At 44.4% G+C, this 18091-nt stretch carries 12 protein-coding genes and 2 pseudogenes; 10 read left to right on the top strand and 4 right to left on the bottom strand.

Going from position 1 to position 18091, the window contains the following annotated elements; all coding sequences use genetic code 11:
- Window positions 1-74: 74 nt before the first annotated feature.
- The 8 genes and pseudogenes from HUS62_RS20125 to HUS62_RS20090 all read left to right on the top strand — a co-directional run.
- Window positions 75-1181: pseudogene (locus HUS62_RS20125) on the top strand (VWA domain-containing protein); the annotation flags it as partial.
- Between the two features lie 83 nt (window positions 1182-1264).
- Entirely contained in the window at window positions 1265-1762 is a 498-nt protein-coding gene (radC, locus tag HUS62_RS20120; RefSeq protein ID WP_113603046.1) for a DNA repair protein RadC, read from the top strand.
- A complete protein-coding gene (locus tag HUS62_RS20115) occupies window positions 1762-2103 on the top strand; it encodes a hypothetical protein (protein ID WP_032482365.1) in 342 nt (113 codons plus the stop codon). The genes radC and HUS62_RS20115 overlap by 1 nt, the downstream gene beginning before the upstream one ends.
- A 90-nt stretch (window positions 2104-2193) precedes the next feature.
- Window positions 2194-3267, top strand: a complete 1074-nt coding sequence (locus HUS62_RS20110) for a primase-helicase zinc-binding domain-containing protein (RefSeq protein WP_175080914.1) — start codon at window positions 2194-2196, stop codon at window positions 3265-3267.
- 89 nt (window positions 3268-3356) lie between these two features.
- Window positions 3357-4064 carry a hypothetical protein gene (locus HUS62_RS20105; RefSeq protein ID WP_055647252.1) on the top strand — a complete coding sequence of 236 codons (708 nt, stop codon included), beginning with the start codon at window positions 3357-3359 and terminating at the stop codon, window positions 4062-4064.
- 295 nt (window positions 4065-4359) lie between these two features.
- The gene (locus HUS62_RS20100) at window positions 4360-4710 is read left to right on the top strand and encodes a tyrosine-type recombinase/integrase (protein WP_282658488.1); all 351 of its coding nucleotides are present in this window, start codon (window positions 4360-4362) and stop codon (window positions 4708-4710) included.
- A 40-nt stretch (window positions 4711-4750) separates the two neighbouring features.
- Window positions 4751-6303 (top strand): annotated as a pseudogene (locus HUS62_RS20095) (methyl-accepting chemotaxis protein).
- Window positions 6304-6395: 92 nt separating this feature from the next.
- The gene (locus HUS62_RS20090; protein WP_175080913.1) at window positions 6396-9701 is read left to right on the top strand and encodes an EAL domain-containing protein; all 3306 of its coding nucleotides are present in this window, start codon (window positions 6396-6398) and stop codon (window positions 9699-9701) included.
- A 584-nt stretch (window positions 9702-10285) separates the two neighbouring features.
- Here HUS62_RS20090 and HUS62_RS20085 read toward each other — a convergent pair.
- The 4 genes from HUS62_RS20085 to HUS62_RS22935 are packed head-to-tail and all read right to left on the bottom strand — an operon-like array spanning window position 10286 to window position 14973.
- The gene (locus tag HUS62_RS20085; protein ID WP_258536825.1) at window positions 10286-11014 is read right to left on the bottom strand and encodes a diguanylate cyclase; all 729 of its coding nucleotides are present in this window, start codon (window positions 11012-11014) and stop codon (window positions 10286-10288) included.
- Window positions 11015-11022: 8 nt separating this feature from the next.
- Window positions 11023-11214, bottom strand: coding sequence for a hypothetical protein (locus HUS62_RS23250; protein ID WP_258536824.1), 192 nt, complete (start codon window positions 11212-11214; stop codon window positions 11023-11025).
- Window positions 11215-11219: 5 nt separating this feature from the next.
- Window positions 11220-14636, bottom strand: a complete 3417-nt coding sequence (locus HUS62_RS20080; RefSeq protein ID WP_220095084.1) for a response regulator — start codon at window positions 14634-14636, stop codon at window positions 11220-11222.
- Window positions 14575-14973 carry a hypothetical protein gene (locus tag HUS62_RS22935; protein WP_220095083.1) on the bottom strand — a complete coding sequence of 133 codons (399 nt, stop codon included), beginning with the start codon at window positions 14971-14973 and terminating at the stop codon, window positions 14575-14577. Before HUS62_RS22935 ends, HUS62_RS20080 begins: the two co-directional genes overlap by 62 nt.
- 781 nt (window positions 14974-15754) lie before the next feature.
- On the opposite strand from HUS62_RS22935, the gene HUS62_RS20075 reads away from it, so the two are divergent.
- Both HUS62_RS20075 and HUS62_RS20070 read left to right on the top strand, forming a co-directional pair.
- Window positions 15755-16699, top strand: coding sequence for a thioredoxin family protein (locus HUS62_RS20075; protein WP_064663594.1), 945 nt, complete (start codon window positions 15755-15757; stop codon window positions 16697-16699).
- Between the two features lie 2 nt (window positions 16700-16701).
- Window positions 16702-18090 carry a conjugal transfer protein TraH gene (locus HUS62_RS20070; RefSeq protein ID WP_064663595.1) on the top strand — a complete coding sequence of 463 codons (1389 nt, stop codon included), beginning with the start codon at window positions 16702-16704 and terminating at the stop codon, window positions 18088-18090.
- Window position 18091: the final 1 nt, after the last annotated feature.

The raw sequence follows: 18091 nt of genomic DNA, 5'->3' as shown, positions 1-18091 counted from the left end.
AGAAAAAAGAAAATGGCAGGGCTAGACGATGATTATCGCTCAACCCTGTTAGAATCTGGGATTAAAATGCGCTAGCCGTGGGGTCTACAGGTGAAGTGCTGAAACTTGTCGATGCCATCGTTGCCATGTTGGAAGAAGAATCTCGTCCACCACAGGATGAGTCGGATGCTGATAGCGGTAATGACATTGGACAAGATTCGAGTAATGACAGCAATAGCAGTAGTGACAGTCAAACCCCGGAAACAGGTTCGTCTGCAACAGGGGATGCTGCTGAAACGGGTGATTCTGATAACTCTGATCAAGCTGACAACTTGCGACAAGCCTTAGAGGCCAGTGCCGCTCAGTTTGAACCCGATACCTTTGCACAAGTGGCAGAAGTGTTGTCGGAACAAGCTGAAGGACATCAGGGCGTCACTCCACTCAGTTTGCCCCAAGCAGAGCAGGCAATGTTGGGTGATGAGGCTATTTTGACCTTATCGGCGTCGGAGTCTGCTCAAATTCGAGCCCGACTTAGGGGCATGGTTCAGTCCAGTCAGGACAATCGGAATCATGTCAAAAGGCACGGTCTTCGAGTTGCAACCCATCGTCTTGCCGCTTCACAAGCAGGTGAGTCGAGATTGTTTATTCAAAGGCAACCTCGCATTGCGCCTAATGCTGCTGTGCACTTGCTGGTCGATATATCGGGTTCAATGGGTAAACCCATTGGCGAAGGTAATCGAAAGTACTTTCATGTTGCCAATGAAGCCGCTTTGGCTTTGGCCATGGCACTGGAAGGCATACCGGGTGTTGTACCTGCGGTCAGTTATTTTCCTGGTATTCATCAGGAAGTTTCTATCGCGTTATTGCCCAAGCAATCGGTTCGACATCGGGCCGCCTGTTTTGACCAAAAACCACGAGGTTGTACGCCTATGGCACAAGCGATGTGGTTTGCTGCAAACAGTTTGTTAGCACAAAAACAGAAGCGAAAGCTAATGATAGTGCTAACGGATGGTGACCCAGATGATTGGGCTGCTACGCATGACATTGTTGACCGGTGCAGACGAAGTGGCTTTGAGCTGCTGGGAATAGGGATTCAAACACGCAGTGTTGAGAAATTCTTTCCTCAAAGCATCGTGATTAATGACGTCAAAGATCTAAAGCGAGAGTTATTCGAAGTAACACAACAACTGTTAATTCAGTAACCACATCAACTTTACCACCCTGCGGGGACGATTCCGTCCCCGTCAGGGCATGGGTTCGTCTCCGCTTTTTTTTGGAGACTCCTATGAAAAACAAAAAGTTCTTAGCTGGCGAAGAAGCCGGTACTTACATCGTTCCTGACCAAGTGACTGAAGCGGATATCTTAGATATGGCGCTTAAACTTGCCCGTGGTCGATTGACTAAAGGTCGAAAAATTGAACAGCCATCGTCGGCGTTCTCATACCTGCAAACACTGATGCACGAGTATGAGCACGAAGTCTTTGGTGTACTGTTTCTTGATACAAAGCATCGCGTTATTCGATTTGAAGAGCTGTTCAAAGGCACTTTAGATGCGGCGAGCGTGTATCCAAGGGAAGTAACAAAGCGTGCGCTAGAGCTTAATGCGGCAGCAGTGATACTGGTTCATAACCATCCATCGGGTGATCCTGAACCCAGTGAAGCTGATAAACGCATCACTCATCGACTCCGTGACGCCTTGTCACTTGTTGATATTCGAACGCTTGACCATGTCGTGGTCGCATCCGAGGGCTGCGTTTCGCTTGCCGAACGCGGTTATCTTTAATGAATGGGCGCATTGCCCATTCTCCTACATCACAAAAGCAGTCCCATCAACACACATCATCACAGCTCGAATTTCTATTTGAGTTTGATGATGCCCCAGTCACTTGGTCTGACACGGAAATCTGGCAGTTACGCGAAGGCATTCTATTGGATGCGATCCGAGTATTGCTGGATGGCCGTGTCAGTACTCGGTTGCGAAAGGATGTGTTGTCGTGGATTCAAAATGACGAATTAGCGCCATTTTGCTTTCGTGTTTGCGCGATGGCTGCGGTTGTCGATCCTGATGTGCTTCGTGACTCCATCATGTGGCTATTAAGACGACATGGTATCCAGCTTGACTAACGCGCCTGTATTAACCGAACGGCTAATGCAGGACCTAAGCTGACTTTTACCACCTGTGGTAGGAGTCGGCATTTTACTTAAGGAGGTTATATGGCGTTACCTTTACAGATTGAAACAGTAAGGCCATATCTTAATGGCCAATGGCTTCAAGTCTTGGCGGCATTGGTGCCTGAACTTGATGCCGCTATTGCTCGAAAAGGCCGTCATGTGGCTTGTCCTGTTCATGGCGGTCGTGATGGCTTTAGGCTGTTCAAAGATGCTGAATATACCGGAGGTGGCGTTTGTAACACCTGCGGGATCTTTCATGATGGCTTTGAACTGTTGTCTTGGATTAATGGATGGAACTTTGCTCAGTCTATTGAAGCAATCGGCCAGGTTCTTGGTATTCAACCCGGACAAATACAAGCGTCTATTCGGCCAATACCGAGTAACGCAGTTGATTGGAAGGCTAGAAAGCAGGACGAGGACAAAGCGATTATCCATCGCTTGAATCAAACCTGGGGAGAAACGCTATCTCTTGCAGATACTCGTGCGCAACCAGTTTGGAACTACTTGCATCGTCGTGGCATTGTTACCCGGCTTCGTCCTGAATGGGATTCGGTGCTGAGGTTTCATCCAAACTTGCCTTACCATGATGAAGATGGTCTGTTTATCGATAGCTACCCAGCGCTGCTAGGTAAAATCGTTACGCAGCAAGGGCGTTCGGCCACGTTCCATCGGATCTACCTAAGTGAAGATGGATTCAAAGCGCCGGTTGAAAAGCCTAAAAAGATGATGCCGATACCAAGTGAGAGAACAATAACTGGTGGTGCCATTCCTATAGGTGAGCCTGGTGAAGTACTAGGTGTTTCTGAAGGTATAGAAACGGCCCTAGCGGTAACCAGAGCAACGGGGCAAACATGTTGGTCGGTTGTGAATGCAACGCTACTGGCTAGGTTTGAACCACCAAGTAATGTGAAAATGCTGTACATCTGGGCAGATCACGATCTCTCTGAGACCGGCCTGAAGGCAGCGAATGAACTCAAGAAAAAAGCCTGGCAAAAAGGCATTCTGACACAAGTGTTGATCCCTCCGATACCAACGTCACTTGGCGTGAAAAGTTGGGATTGGAATGATGTGCTGAATGTTTACGGTGCCATCGGCTTTCCGAAAGTTCATATCTGATCCAAGGGGCTTCGGCCCCTTTTTTTGCGCCTTGCATATTTGAAAAAACATGGAGAATGAAAAATAGATAACCAATAGGAGAAACAAACATGATGGTATTAACCCTGTTAACAAAGCAGATTGATGGTGAGTTTACGGTTTACTGGAAGACCGGCATTCGAAGAGGTGGCGAGCTAAAGGTCAATTTAGGTGAGCAATACGACAAGCTACCTGAGCAGCAAAAGCCAATTGCAGCTGAGCTCTATGCTATTCATCACCTCTTGTCAGTGAAAGAGGTGATGGGCAGTAACCGAAGCGGCAATGGGCTTCAAATCCGAGTCAGTAAAGGAGCCATCAAAAAGTTACAGAAACAACGCTCAACTCAGCATTCACTGTACATCCTGACTAGGTTTTTGCTTACTCGATACCAGGAAGCACAGATCTCGGTAGAGAAACGGGACGATTGGCTCTCACATTCCTTCGAAGAATACAGCGTCGATAATGCTACAGTGAGAGAAATCGATGAGGTCATCAACGTTCCGAACATTGGACCTGTCGTGGTGACTCGTCATGCACTGGAACGGTTTGTGGAAAGGCTTTCAGACGGTGTACCTAAGCATCCTTGGAAGGCTTTGTGCACAAAGCTGTTATGTTCTGCGCTAACTAAAGCCGAGTTACCAGAAAGCGTCGCTACTAAAAAAGCAAAAAAATATGCACAAGAGGCCGAATTCTGGCAGCACGTGGAGAGCAAGATGTACTTTGTTATGATTACGGGTGACTCAATGAAGACATTGGTTACGGTTTTTGCAGTAAAGTAAGCTAATGTAGTATTCGCACTTTATGAATATTACTTATGTGCCAAAAGCGGAGATTGCACCAGATCATCAGCAAAGACTGCTTTGCAGCTTAAAGCGGTCAATACTTAAGCAAAATATCACGCTTGTTCGACGACGTTTATTTGCACAGTCATCGTCATTAACGCCCTACCTGTATCATCTTTCAATGCTGAGCCTGTAATGGTTTGCTAGGCATTATTAATGAAAAAATCAAATCTGATTATTTTTTCTGCGACTCAGTCGATAACCCGATGTCACTACAAAACAACGAGACTGGATAGCATACGCTAAATTAAACGCTACTGACTATTTATTCCCATCACGAAAGCATACTGTGCCTCATCTTGGCACCCGCGCTTATGATCTCATAGTCCATAAATGGGTGTCATCCATCGGTTTAGAAAGCGGTTTGTATGGCACTCACACCATGCGCAGAACTAAGGTTTCTATTCTGTACAAGCGAGACAAAAACTTACGCGCCATTCAGCTGTTACTCGGTCATAAGAAAATCGAAAGCACAGTGCGTTATCTTGGTATCGATGTGCAGGATGCGCTTGAGTCTGCTGAAAATCTTGATATTAGAGCTTCCCTTTCTATAATTAAAATACTATATTGCAAAGCATACTAAGCTACTGAATTATAATGCCCTGCACAAATAAGGAACATTTATGCGTAAAAACCTGCCAGTTACTGATCGAGAGAAAACATTTGGAAGTACAGCTAAACTGATTTCAGTGACTGATACTGAAGGAACTATTCTTGAATGTAATGATGCCTTTGTTGAAGTCAGTGGCTTTCAAAAGCACGAGCTGATTGGACAGCCTCATAATATGGTTAGGCACCCGGATATGCCACCAGAGGCATATAAAAAGATGTGGCACTATTTGAAATCCGGTAAGCCATGGATGGGTCTTGTAAAAAACCGCTGTAAAAATGGCGACTATTATTGGGTGGATGCGTATGTGACGCCTGTAACACAGAATGGCAGAGTAATAGGCTATGAATCAGTTCGCTCCTGCCCCTCAAGTCAGGACGTGGAGCGGGCGACTAATCTTATCGTGATATCAATGCAGGAAAAAGTAGTCGCTCTACTTTACCCATATCGCTTGAGAATGCCTTCTTAGTATTATCGATAGCCCTGTGTGCGGGTTTATTCGGCTTCGGTTTCAAAGAAATTTCTGAGGGTGTACTGCTAGTCTCAGTGGTCATTTTTGCTATTTGGGTATCATTAAGCAGAAAGAAAACCCTCAATGCGCTGAACGACATGCTTAACCATGCATTTTCAGATGAACTGGCGGTAAAAAGTTATACAGATGAAACCGGTGATTTAGGTAAGCTAAAAGTGGCTATTCTGAGTCAGTTAGCGCATTTAGGCACTGTCATTACCCGCATAGAAAGTGCAGCACTTGTTGTCGCTAAGGAATCGGAGAAAGGCGCAGAATTAACGGATAAAACCAGAAAAGACATTGAAAGTCAGCAAGCAGAAACCATTCAGGTGGCTACTGCGATGAATGAAATGTCGACTACTATTGCCGAAGTATCTAAGCATGTCAGTGATACCGCTACGCAGGCTGATACTGCTAACCATCTTGCAGTAAAAGGCACTAAGGTGGCGAATGTTACCCGCGACTCTATTCAAAAGCTAAAACTAACGGTAGAGCAAATTGGTAGTTCTGTGCGCGGTGTGTCAGAACAAACCTCACGTATCGCCAGTGCCGCGCAAATAATCGAACAGATTGCAGATCAAACCAACTTACTTGCCCTTAACGCTGCTATTGAGGCCGCTCGTGCAGGTGAGCAAGGTCGAGGCTTTGCCGTGGTTGCCGATGAGGTAAGAAGTCTTGCCCAGAGAACTCAAGAATCGACTAAAGACATCTACGGTATTATCACCGAATTAACGCAACGCGCAGGTGATGCTGTGAACGTCGCTGATGCAGGTGCTATTGATGCCGAAGAGGGACTCTCTAATGTTATTGAAAGCGGCAAAATGTTAAGCGGTATTTCAGAATCCATAGGTCAAATCGCCTCTATGTCGACCCAAATGGCTGCAGCAGTGGAAGAGCAAGCTCATGTTGCTGAGGACATTAACCGGCAAATAGTAAATATTTCAACGCTTGCCGATTTAAGTAATGACAGCTCGATGCAGCTTTCAGAGACGATTATTTATTTGAACAAGATTGCTGATGAGCTTCATGAACTGGTAGTACGGTTTAATCGGTAATCTTTCACGTGAAAGCCTAAAACATTTAACAGTGTATTCTTGCAGTACAATTGATAATAATCGATTAAGCAGCAAATTATTGGAGTAACGTTTTGAACGCACCTGAATTCCCTTTTGATGAAGCGGCTCGTTTACTTGCATTACAGCGAACTAATTTGCTGGATACGCCAGCTGAGAAGCGATTTGATCGCATTACCAGATTAGCTGCGTCCGTATTTGAGGTGCCAATATGTCTCATATCTTTGGTTGATAGTGATAGGCAGTGGTTTAAATCAAAGGTTGGGCTTGATGTTTGCGAAACAAATCGTGATATCTCATTTTGTGGCCATGCGATATTACATGATGATATTTTTATTGTTTCAGATGCAACAGAAGACGCACGCTTCGCGTCGAATCCTTTAGTTACCCATGAGCCACATATTCGTTTTTATGCAGGTGCTCCCTTAAAAGAGCCTAGCGGGCAACCTATTGGTACCCTATGTCTTATTGACTCCAAGGCTAGAGTTTTTTCAGCAAAAGAACAGCAAGAACTGCGCGAATTTGCAGATATGGTTGAGTATGAAATTGCCAAAGAAGATCACGCTCGACTTCAAGAGCAGTTTTTAAAAGGCATGGCAAGAACAACCTCAATACTGGCAACACTGCCTGATATGGTATTTGTTATTGACCGAAACTTTCGTTTTTTGGTTTGCAAAGAGCATCCTGACTTACTTAAACCTCAACAAGCGATTTTGGGGCGTACCGTTCATGAGATACTACCCAATGAGCTAGGTCATCAACTCGTAGAGTGCCTCAAGCAAGCCTTTTGTAACAACGATGTGATTCATCATAACCACACGTTTGAAAAGTCAAATCAATCGTTCGAAGCCCGATACAAAAAAATTGATGATAATGAGGTATTGGTGGTCATACGCAATACCACGGCACAAGTTGAAGCGCAGTCAGAAATAAGACGCCTTTCTGAAGTTGCAAGGCAGACAACCAATGGCGTGGTAATAACTGATGTCAAAGGTCGAGTTATATGGATTAATGAAGCCTTCTCCTTTCTTACAGGGTATAGCATTGAAGAAATGCAGGGTAAAAAGCCTGGGGAGTTATTACAAGGGCCCGACACTGATCCTGCCATTGTTGCAATAATGAGAGATGCGCTTGCTCAACAGAACGGCTTTAATGTTAATGTTGTAAATTATTCAAAAGCGCAAAATTCCTACTGGGTGAGAATAGCTTGTAACCCAATGTTCAATGAGGAAGGTAAGTTAAGCGGTTACATTGCCATTGAAACAGACATCTCCAAAGAGAAGCAGGATGAAGAGCTCATTCGAAACAGTGAGAACTTACTTAAAGCCGTTATAGACGTTAACAATATAGGCACATGGCATTTTAATATTCAAACAGGCGAGTTGATTATCAATGATAAATGGGCCGCATTACTGGGTTACACTCTTTCTGAGTTATTACCTGCAAACAGAAGCACGTGGGAGAGGTTAACGCATCCTGATGACCTGGCTTATTGTGCAACTATTCTTGAAAAGCACGCAGCAGGTCTTATTCCTATATATGAAGCCAATCTTCGTATGAAACACAAAAATGGTGAATGGATATGGATAAATACCAGAGGGCGTGTGTCATCGAGATCAAATGATGGCAAAGCTCTATGGTTATTGGGTACGCATTTTGATATCAATGACCAAATAATTGCAGAAAAAGCGCTTAGTGATAAGTCAAGGCAGATGGAAGCTGTTGTTGAAGGGTTGCTTGATAGCATTATTACTATTGATGGTCGTGGTAAAATTCTGACATTTAACCAAGCCGCACAGGAAATCTTCGGCTATACGGAAGATGAAACGCTTGGCAAAAATATTAGCATGTTGATGGGGTCACCTCATCGAGAGCATCACGATAGCTACTTATCAAATTATATAGAACGTGGTGTCAGTGACATTACTGGGCGTATTCGTGAGCTTGAGGCCTTGCGCAAAGATGGTTCTATGTTTCCAATCGAGCTTGGTGTAGTTGAAGTTCAAATGGCTGGTGAAGTTAACTTTATCGGTGTTGTCAGGGATATCACTGAGCGTAAACAACGTGAAAATGAAATTCACCAGTTAGCATTTTATGACCCATTAACATTGCTACCTAATCGACGTCTGTTGTTGGACAGAATGACGGGAGCTATAAATCATAGCGTTCGTACAAGGAACTTCTCAGCATTATTTTTTCTTGATTTAGATAACTTTAAAAACCTTAATGATAGTGCTGGTCATAATAAAGGTGATTTGCTGTTGTGTCAGGTCGCTGAGCGTCTTGTCAACTCAGTGAGACAAGGTGATACCGTAGCGCGTTTAGGCGGCGATGAGTTTGTTGTTATTGCATCAGATTTAAGTCATGATCCAGCATTAGCAGCGAACCAGGCTGAGAGACTTGCACAAAAAATCGTGAGTAATTTAACAAGGGAATATAATCTTGACGGTCTAACTTACAATAGTTCGGCAAGCATTGGTGTAACACTTTTTAACAGTGAAAATCTACCCAAAGACGATTTGTTAAAGCAAGCTGATATGGCTATGTACAAGGCTAAATATGCTGGTCGAAATGGTGTGCAGTTTTTTGACCCGCAAATGCAAGTCGAAGTAAGCTCAAGAGCAGCAATTATTAGCGACTTATACTCTGCAATACAAAGCCAACAATTTGTACTTTTCTATCAAAAACAGGTCAATCACTTGGAGCAGTGTATTAGTGTTGAAGTGCTATTACGCTGGATACACCCAGAAAAAGGAATGGTGTCACCACTGCAATTTATCCCATTAGCGGAGGAAACAGGTCTGATTGTGCCCATTGGCAAATGGGTGCTAGAGGAAGCTTGCGCCACTCTGGCAAAATGGTCTTTAGAATCCGAAAAACAACACCTAAGCATTGCGGTTAACATAAGCGTAGTTCAATTTAGCAAAGATAATTTTGTTCAGACTGTTTTAAATGCATTGGAAACTTCAGGTGCAAATCCACAGTTGCTAAAGCTGGAAATTACGGAAACGTTGCTCGCAAATAACATTCCTGATGTTAAAGCTAAGATGAAAGAGTTGCAGCAGCACGGCGTGACTTTCTCAATCGATGATTTTGGTACAGGCTATTCATCCTTATCCTACTTAAAACAATTGCCTATAAATCAGTTGAAAATTGACCAAGGATTTGTACGAGATATCATAAATAGCAGTAATGACAAAGCCATAGCTCAGGCTGTTATAACATTAGCCGACACAATGGAACTGCAAGTCATAGCTGAGGGTGTTGAAACAGAAGCCCAGCGAGCTTTATTGCAGAGTATGGGGTGTCAAACCTACCAAGGCTATTTGTACGGAAAACCGTGTCGGATAGAAGAGCTGCATTTTTTAGAAGCTACTTAGTGAGGTATATTAAGCGAGTTTTGATTTAGTAGTTTATGAGCAATAAAATCCAAAAAGGTACAACCTTGTCTATCAAAGGATTCAAAGCGATTCAGTATGAATCGTTCATGAATCGGGAAACCATGCGGCAGAATTTGTTTAAGTATATAGAGGTTGATTGTCCTTAAAACTACGAATTGAAAAACAGTGCTTAGCAAAGTGTCAAATGTTGCTGATACAGATCAAAGCCAATACTGCCATTCCTCCAAATTAGTTAGTGCCTTACTGAGCCCTCACTTTTAAGGTAAAGCGGTCATTCGCATCTGGGTTATGTTGAGGTTTTGAATCTCTGCTTTTCGCTCAAAGTGAAGATCGCGTTTGTGCCAGAAGCGGATATTACAATGTGCAGGTATTAAAGTCCGCTATTAGTCGTTAGCAGAACGTTAGTGTAAGGGCGATGAGCAGCGCAGCGGGTTATGGTCCCAGTATTCTGTGTAAATTATCTTGGCCGGTTTCAATATTATGCTGTAAAAATCATGGTAACAACAGAGTTTAAAATTAATCACTCATAGATAGTAATTTTTTGGTAATAGGTTTGCCAGACCTCACGCTAGTACAACCGAATAGGTATTACGACCACGTTGTTTACTTAAATACAGCTGCTGGTCTGCCAGTTCTATAATATTACTATCGTAGCCTTTCGCTTCATCGGCGACGGCAATGCCAACACTGATGCTCAGTTTAGTGGCGGGAGTTTGGGGGTGTGCGATATCTAATTCCAATACATGATGCAGTATCTTTTTTGCCACGGTTACTGCGCCATTTATATCGGTATCGGCTAGCAACACTACAAATTCTTCACCTCCATAGCGGGCGACCATGTCAGCCTCTCGCATGCTATGCTTTAGGGCACTGGCCACTTTACGTAAAGCATCATCTCCTGCTAAGTGGCCAAACGTATCGTTATATTTCTTAAAGTAGTCAATATCCACCATCATTACTGCAAGAGGGTTTAAATTACGTCTGTGTTGGGCAAGTTGGATTGATAAAACGTTATCAAAATAGCGACGATTATAAATACCGGTTAATCCATCCAGATATGCTTGAGAGCGCAGTTCATCGGATTGTCTTTTTAGTGTTAGATGCACTTTTACACGGTTGCGTAGGGTATTGGCATTAAAGGGCTTATGAATAAAATCGACGCCACCGGCATCCCAGCAGGCATCTTCATCCTTTTGATGATGCAAACCAGTGACGAATATAACCGGAATATCTGCCAGTTGTTTATCGGCTTTTAATTGCCTGCATGTTTCTAATCCATCCTGCTCAGGCATTACTACATCTAACAAAATGAGATCAGGCCGACTGTCGTGGCAACTTTTATTGCCTGTTTGCCGCTTGTGGCCATCAGAATATTGTACTCGTTGCCTAAAACCTGAAAGACAATCTGAATATTAATAGGTTGATCATCGACAACTAAAATGGTTGCAGGGAATTGGCTGATAGCCACATTTGGTAAAGTGTCAGCTGACATAGAAACTACTCCCGGAATTTACTTATTATTTTATCAACTATCACAACTGCTTGCTCGAAAGCCAAATTGACTATAGCTTGTTCGAGTTTTTCATTTAGTTCAGGTGTTTGAGCTTGAAGTGACGGCGCTAATTGCTGATAAAGTGGCAACGCTGCCATATTAGCATGATTGAGATGTTGCTTTAGCGTCATTAACTGATGGGCCTGTGCCGGCGAGCTAACAGGGGCTTTTTCGGTGACTATTTGCTGTTCGCCTTGTAATACATTCAGCAAGTCTGTTGCAGTGTTATAAGCTAAATTCAGCTTATCCAGAACCTGGTTATCCGCCTGATAAGCATCATCACTGTGCTCACGCAGACCATCCTCTAAACGGGTGGCAAGCGTTGCTAGATTGCTGAAGCCAAGTGTGCCTGCGGCACCTTTTAAGCTATGAAATAACAATCGTGCATTACTACGGGTAAGTGTTTTATCCTCCAGTTGTTGTAATGCTTGCCTAAGATCCAGCTTAAATTGCTTTAATACATTGATATAAATCGTCAGAGAATAACCCAGGCGTTGGACAGCAGCTTCGAGCTCAATATGATGCTGTTGGCAGAACGCTAACGCTGCCTCATCAAAATTTAGATTTAATTTATTAACTTGTTTGACCTGAGGTGTTTTCCCTGCTTTATGATGATTGAGGATCTTGGTCGTCAAATCACTAAGATCAAAGGGTTTTGCGATGTGATCTTGCATACCTGCGGCCAAGCAAGCGGTTATGTCATCAGACATGGCGTGCGCTGTCATAGCAATAATCGGCAGCAGCTGATGTTTAGGTAGCTTCCTTATCTCACGTGTGGTTTGATAGCCATCCATTCCCGGCATTTGTATGTCCATCAGTACCATATCAAAGCGCTCTGCTGTACTTTCCAGCATTTTTAAAGCTTCCTCACCGCTACTCGCAATTTTAATGGTTGCCCCTTGTTGCTGCAATAACTCACTGGCAACCAGCTGGTTCGTTAAATTATCTTCTACCAGCAGAAATGATATTCCCTTCAATAGCTGCTCATGCGGGTGGTGGAAGTTTGGGAGCTGTAGGTCGGGCTCGCCATAAACAACACTCTCCACTGCTTTTAACATCATATTTTTCGTAACAGGTTTAATTAAAAATCCATCCAGATAACGCTCATAATCCATACTGTGCTCATTGAGTAGCTCTTTTCCATGGGCGGTAATCATTACAATCAGTGAAACATCGCTACTATGCGATTCCCGTAGTTCGCGGGCAAAGGTTAAGCCATCTATACCCGGCATACGCCAGTCTACGAAAACGACATCATAGCGAGTACTATCGCGGTGGGCTTGCTTGACTAATAGTGACGCCTCTTGCGCATCGGACGCAATCTCTGCCTGCCATCCCAACGAGACCGCAATATCCTGTAAAATTATTCGCGCACTGTCGTTGTCATCGACAATCAACACTCTTAACTTTTCATTACTACGATTAAACGTTTGCGAGTTTTGAATCGCCTTCTTCTCCGCTTTACGCACGACGACGTTAAAGCTAAAGGTACTTCCACGACCAAATTCACTCACTACGCTGATTTCGCCGCCCATCAAATTCACCAAGCGCTTACTGATGGCTAAACCTAAACCTGTCCCGCCATAGCGACGACTTATTGAGGAATCTGCTTGTTGAAAACCGGAAAAAAGAACGTTCTGTTGCTCCAGCGTCATACCGATCCCAGTATCTTTAATACTGAAAGACAAGTTAATCTCGCCCTCTGGCAGTGATTGAGACCTAATTGAGATGAGTATTTCACCCTTATCAGTAAATTTTATGGCATTGCCGACCAGATTTATCAGGACTTGTTTAATACGGAAACTATCACCTAACAAATGCTCAGGCACATCCGCTGTGACATCGTATAGCACTTCCAATCCTTTTTGCTCTGCACTAGATGAAAAAACAAGGCCGATATCCTGCAGCAAATCCGTCAAACTAAATGGATGCGGGTCTAGCTCCAACTTACCGGCTTCAATTTTTGAGAAATCCAGAATATCATTTAACAAGGTAAGCAAAGACTTAGCTGCACTATAGGCTTTTTCTATATAGTCGGCCTGGCGTTGATCCAGCGTGCTGTTGGCTACCAATTGTAATAATCCCAGAACTCCATTCATCGGCGTGCGGATCTCGTGGCTCATATTTGCCAAAAACTCAGATTTTGCTTTATTAGCAGACTCAGCTTGTTCTTTTGCTTGTGCCAGTTCCGCTTCGTATTTAAGTTGTTTAGTTAAATCAAACGCGATACCAAGAAAGCCTGCTAGCTGACCTTGCTCATCTTTTAGTGCACTGACATTTAGTTTTACTTGCACCTGTTCACCGGTTTTTGTCAGGTAGGTCCAGCGCGCATTATCCGTTTGCCCCAGACGCGCTTTCGCTACAAAGGTTTCAAAACCGACCGCGATGTTGCTACCGAGCTCAGTGGTCAGCTTAGCGGCATGGTGCTCCACTTCTGCGGGCAGATGAAAAATAGACGGGGTTTGTTGGAAAAGGACCTCCTCTGCGCGATAGCCTAAGAGTTTTTCTGCTGCTGGATTAAAGGCCGTAATAATGCCTTCTTCATCGGTAGCGATAATGGCGTAGCCCGCGCTGCTAAGAATACTGCGCTGCAAGATATTAACACGTGAAATCTCCGCCGTTCGCAGTGCGACCTGCTGTTCAAGCTCAGCATTCGCTTTTAGTAAAGTTTGCTCTGCAATACTTGCCAGCTCCTGCTTATGACGGATTAACTGACTTCTGCGCATTAACATAAGTTGCAGTAGATACACGCCAAAGGCCAGGATGGTACTGACTGCCATTACTTCAAAAAATAAGCTGGTGCCAGAGCGCAGTTGCAGTTCATTAATAAAGCGATTGGTTGGCGTAAGCGACAGCTGCCATTGGCGGCCAAATACAGAGAGATTTAATTTATGTTGTAGAGCAGCGTCGTAAGTGTCTTTCACTTCTTGGCTGAAGAACTCGATTGGCGTTTGTTCGGTAATGTCACTGATTTGCAGAAAGACATCGTTTTCCAGACCTGCAACTGAATTAAGGACTTCGTTAATCAGGATTGGGGCGTAACTCCAGCCAAATAAATGTTCAAGCCGTTGCCGACTATCTTGTGGCACGGTTGTTGTTTTATATACCGGCATTAACATTAAAAAACCCTGTTGAGCTCGCTCATTTGCTTGTACTAAGGTAATGGGCGCTGTTAACCTCACATCGTTATTGAACGCCGCATCTAATGCTGCCTTGCGGCGCATTGCTTCGGAACCAATATCAAGCCCCACGGCCTCTCGGTTGTTTTGCTCAGGTTCAATATAGGTGATCACAAAAAGGCTATCTTGGTGTGGCGTAAGCTGCCTGATTTGGAAGTTGTAGCTTGGTCGCTCGGCAGCCATCCGGTCTAGAAATGCCGCAGTTTGGTTCAACTTTGATGATTAAACCAAAACCACGAGCCCCTGGAAACTCCCTTTTATAGTCTCGCACTTGCGTATAGGTCTGCATATCGTTGTAATCAAAATGCTCAGGGGGTAGCGACATTACTGCACCACGGGTGCCGCGCAAACCATATTGATACAGCGTGACCTTTTCCTGAACCCCTGCTGCAATTAGATTTAACCTGACAGTAACCGCATCACTAATTCGCTTTGCTTGGGTTTGTTGTTGCTGATCTACCATGGATGTTGCCACAAAGTAGCCAATAACTAATAACCCTAACGGTAGCCATAATGACATTAACCAACTGCGTAATGAAAATTTGGGAACAGAGATAAGTGACTTCATTTAATGCTCAGGAGGCTCCGATTGATATAAAAAGGGTAGGGCCGATAATTTAGATGGAAAACCAAAATCAAATTCAGAAACAATCCAGCAACTGATTTGCCTGTAGGACTCGCTCATTATGAAACAGTCGCACCAGCGCGCCGTGTTTTTAAAACAAGTTGAGCCAACCAGTAAATTAGAAACTTATTAAAAATATCTTTGTAAGCTAAAAAAACAAAACTGTCAAGTTGCATTGAGCTTATGTCGATATGAATAGTCATATTTAATCTACAGAGCAAGGACAAATTAGCGCCCCCTAACATTGTCAATCCAACTTAATTGCGTGATCTACGGAAATCAATAGAAGCAGATCGCTTTGAAGATGATTGTTGTAGTAAAAAGTTAGCTTGCCTTACTGAGAAGCACGATCCGAGTGACAATCAACTCGACGAATGGATGCTGGACACTGTGGTTGAGACACATGCCATTTTGCGGTTAAAAGCCCGTCCAACTTCAGGCGTTAATGTCCGCTCTATCAAGCAAAGCATACTTTCGCATGAGTACTATGATGCGGAGAGAAATTTCTGCTTTTCGCTCAAAGCGGTCCAATCATAAATTTGGCTCGTTAAAATTAGCTGTTGTTACTGGTCACAACAGCTAGTCAGAAAAACACACGATTCATTCATCTATCTGGCCAATCGCTCTTACCGGGATCATTAGCATGTTAGCTCTATGAAATTTTCTGGAGCTGACAATGAGAACCCCCTTGTTCCCTTGGTTCATCCTATGGGTGACCATCCCAATCATTATTTTCTTGCTATTCATCTTGCCCGCCCATGCCAGTGATGGGCAATTCTATCAGCGTGGTCAGGAAGGCTGGTTTTGGTATCAGGTCATTCCTGAACCTGAGCAGCCTGATGAGCTGATAGAGCCGGAAGCTGGTGTCGTGGAGTCCAGTCAGAGTGAGCTAAAGCCCTTCAGTGCCGCATGGTTCCGAGAGCATATGCAATCGTTTATGGACAAGGCAATTGATGAGCCTACGAATGAGAACGTCAGAGCCTATCTGTATCTTCAGCGCGTTATGATGGATAAGGGCTCACTATTTGCTGATGTTAGCCAGCAGGTGGTCATGGGCGATCCTGTTTTGGATGAAATCAGTCGCAGACCCTTGGCGACCTATGCTGCCAATCGGATGGATCGAGAAGCTGGTGCTCAACGGGATGTTGCTTTAGGTGAGATAGCAAAACGGGCTGGCTTGTTCTTCTTCTATCGTTCGGATTGCCCTTACTGCCATGCTCAAGCGCCAATTATTGAGTCCATGGCCTTGAACTACGGTTTCAAGGTGTTTGCTATTGCTGTCGATGGCTTGCCTTTACCTGGTGGAGAATTTCCAAACTACAAAGTCGATTCAGGACAAGCTCAATCCCTGTCCGTTACGACTGTTCCAGCTGTGTTCTTAGTAGACCCGCCTAATGTTATTACTCCAATTGGCCAAGGTGCAATGAGCCTTGATGAGCTCAATAATCGAATCATTCTAGCAGCCCATCAAGCCGGTTGGATTGACGATCAAACTTACTATGCAACCAGACCTGTTCAGCCCGGCGTGTCACTCGCGATGTCAGCCCAAGAGCTTAACGAGAAGATATTACAGGACCCTGAGTTCCTTGTTCGCTATCTGCGTGCACAAGGAGGGTTATAACGATGAAAAAAGTATTCCAAGTATCGCTAATCGCCTGTGCGATTGGTTTTTCTTCTATAAGCCAAGCAAGCTTGCAACAGGAGATGAACCAGTTATTTGGTTCAATGACCAACACCACTGCGCCTGGTGTATTCGAGAGTCAGCGGCGTGGCGTTATATCTGGCGGAAGTGTTGTTGTCCGTAACAGAATCATGAACGAGAACCTCGTCTCTATGGTGCCTCCATCATTCCAAGCAGGTTGTGGCGGCATTGATATGTTCGCTGGAAGTTTGTCATTTGTTAATGCTGATCAGTTTGTTCAATTACTTCGTTCTGTAGCGGCAAATGCCAAGGGGTACGCATTCCAATTGGCGCTCAGTGCTATGTGTGAGAAATGTTCCCAGCACATGGAGACTCTGCAAAAGAAAATCCAGCAGTTGAACGAGTATTTCGGCAATTCCTGTCAAATGGCTCAGGGAGTCGTGAACGATACCCTAGCCGCCTTTGGTAAGAAGGGGCAAACAGAAGCCAGCATGTTGAGCTCACTTAAAGGGGCTGGAGACATTTTTACCAGTTGGAGTGAATCCAATGGTAAGAACCCATATGAGAATGCTTCAAGTGTCGCGGCATCTGATGTGAACAAAACGATTAAAGGCAACTTGGTTTGGCGAGCACTGAAACGTCACTCTGCATCAAGCTGGTTTGCATCGGGGGATGACCGTTTTCTTGAAGCAGTTATGTCGGTGACGGGTTCGATCATTGTTGGTGATCTAGCTAATGCCGCTGATGGCCAAGGTAAAGCCCCGAAACTGACCAGACTGAATGGCAATAAAGTGACTATTGAGCATCTAATTCACGGCGGTAACGTCGCTATGTACCGATGTGACACAGTGACACAAGACGGCTGTCTGAATCCGACAATCACTAACGTGACCCTGACGGGGTTATCAACCCAAGTAGAAAATTTACTTCTTGGTACAGGTTCCAGTAACGGCATTATTTTTAAGTTTGCTCGAAATACAGGAGCTGCTAGCACCACCGAAAAGGCTTTTATGACATCGGCTCCTGCGAGCATTGGCGGCATGATTCGAACACTTTCTGCATTAAATGAAGGGGCCGCTAGGTCGTTTGCTTCACGAGCGGCACCATTTATTGCTGTTGAGATGGCGCGAGCATTGGTTGAAGACATGCTCAATGCAGCTAGAAGCACCTCCGGTGTGGAAGATCATGCCTATGCGAAGTTGTTAACTGAAGACCTTGAACGTGCACGTCGCCAAATCAATGAGGAGTACGCTGCGTTGCAGCGAAGATACGGCTCAGAGCAAGAATTGCTGGCGCATTTTAACCAGGTGATTCAGACCATTCGCAAACAGCGTTATTACACCGTTAAATCTACGGCGCTGGGGGAATAGG

The sequence above is a fragment of the Pseudoalteromonas sp. 0303 genome, assembly GCF_013349995.1.
In the GTDB taxonomy this organism is placed as follows: Bacteria; Pseudomonadota; Gammaproteobacteria; order Enterobacterales; family Alteromonadaceae; genus Pseudoalteromonas.
Note: the sequence above shows the minus strand (reverse complement) of the source record. Positions and strands in the feature narration are given on the sequence as shown.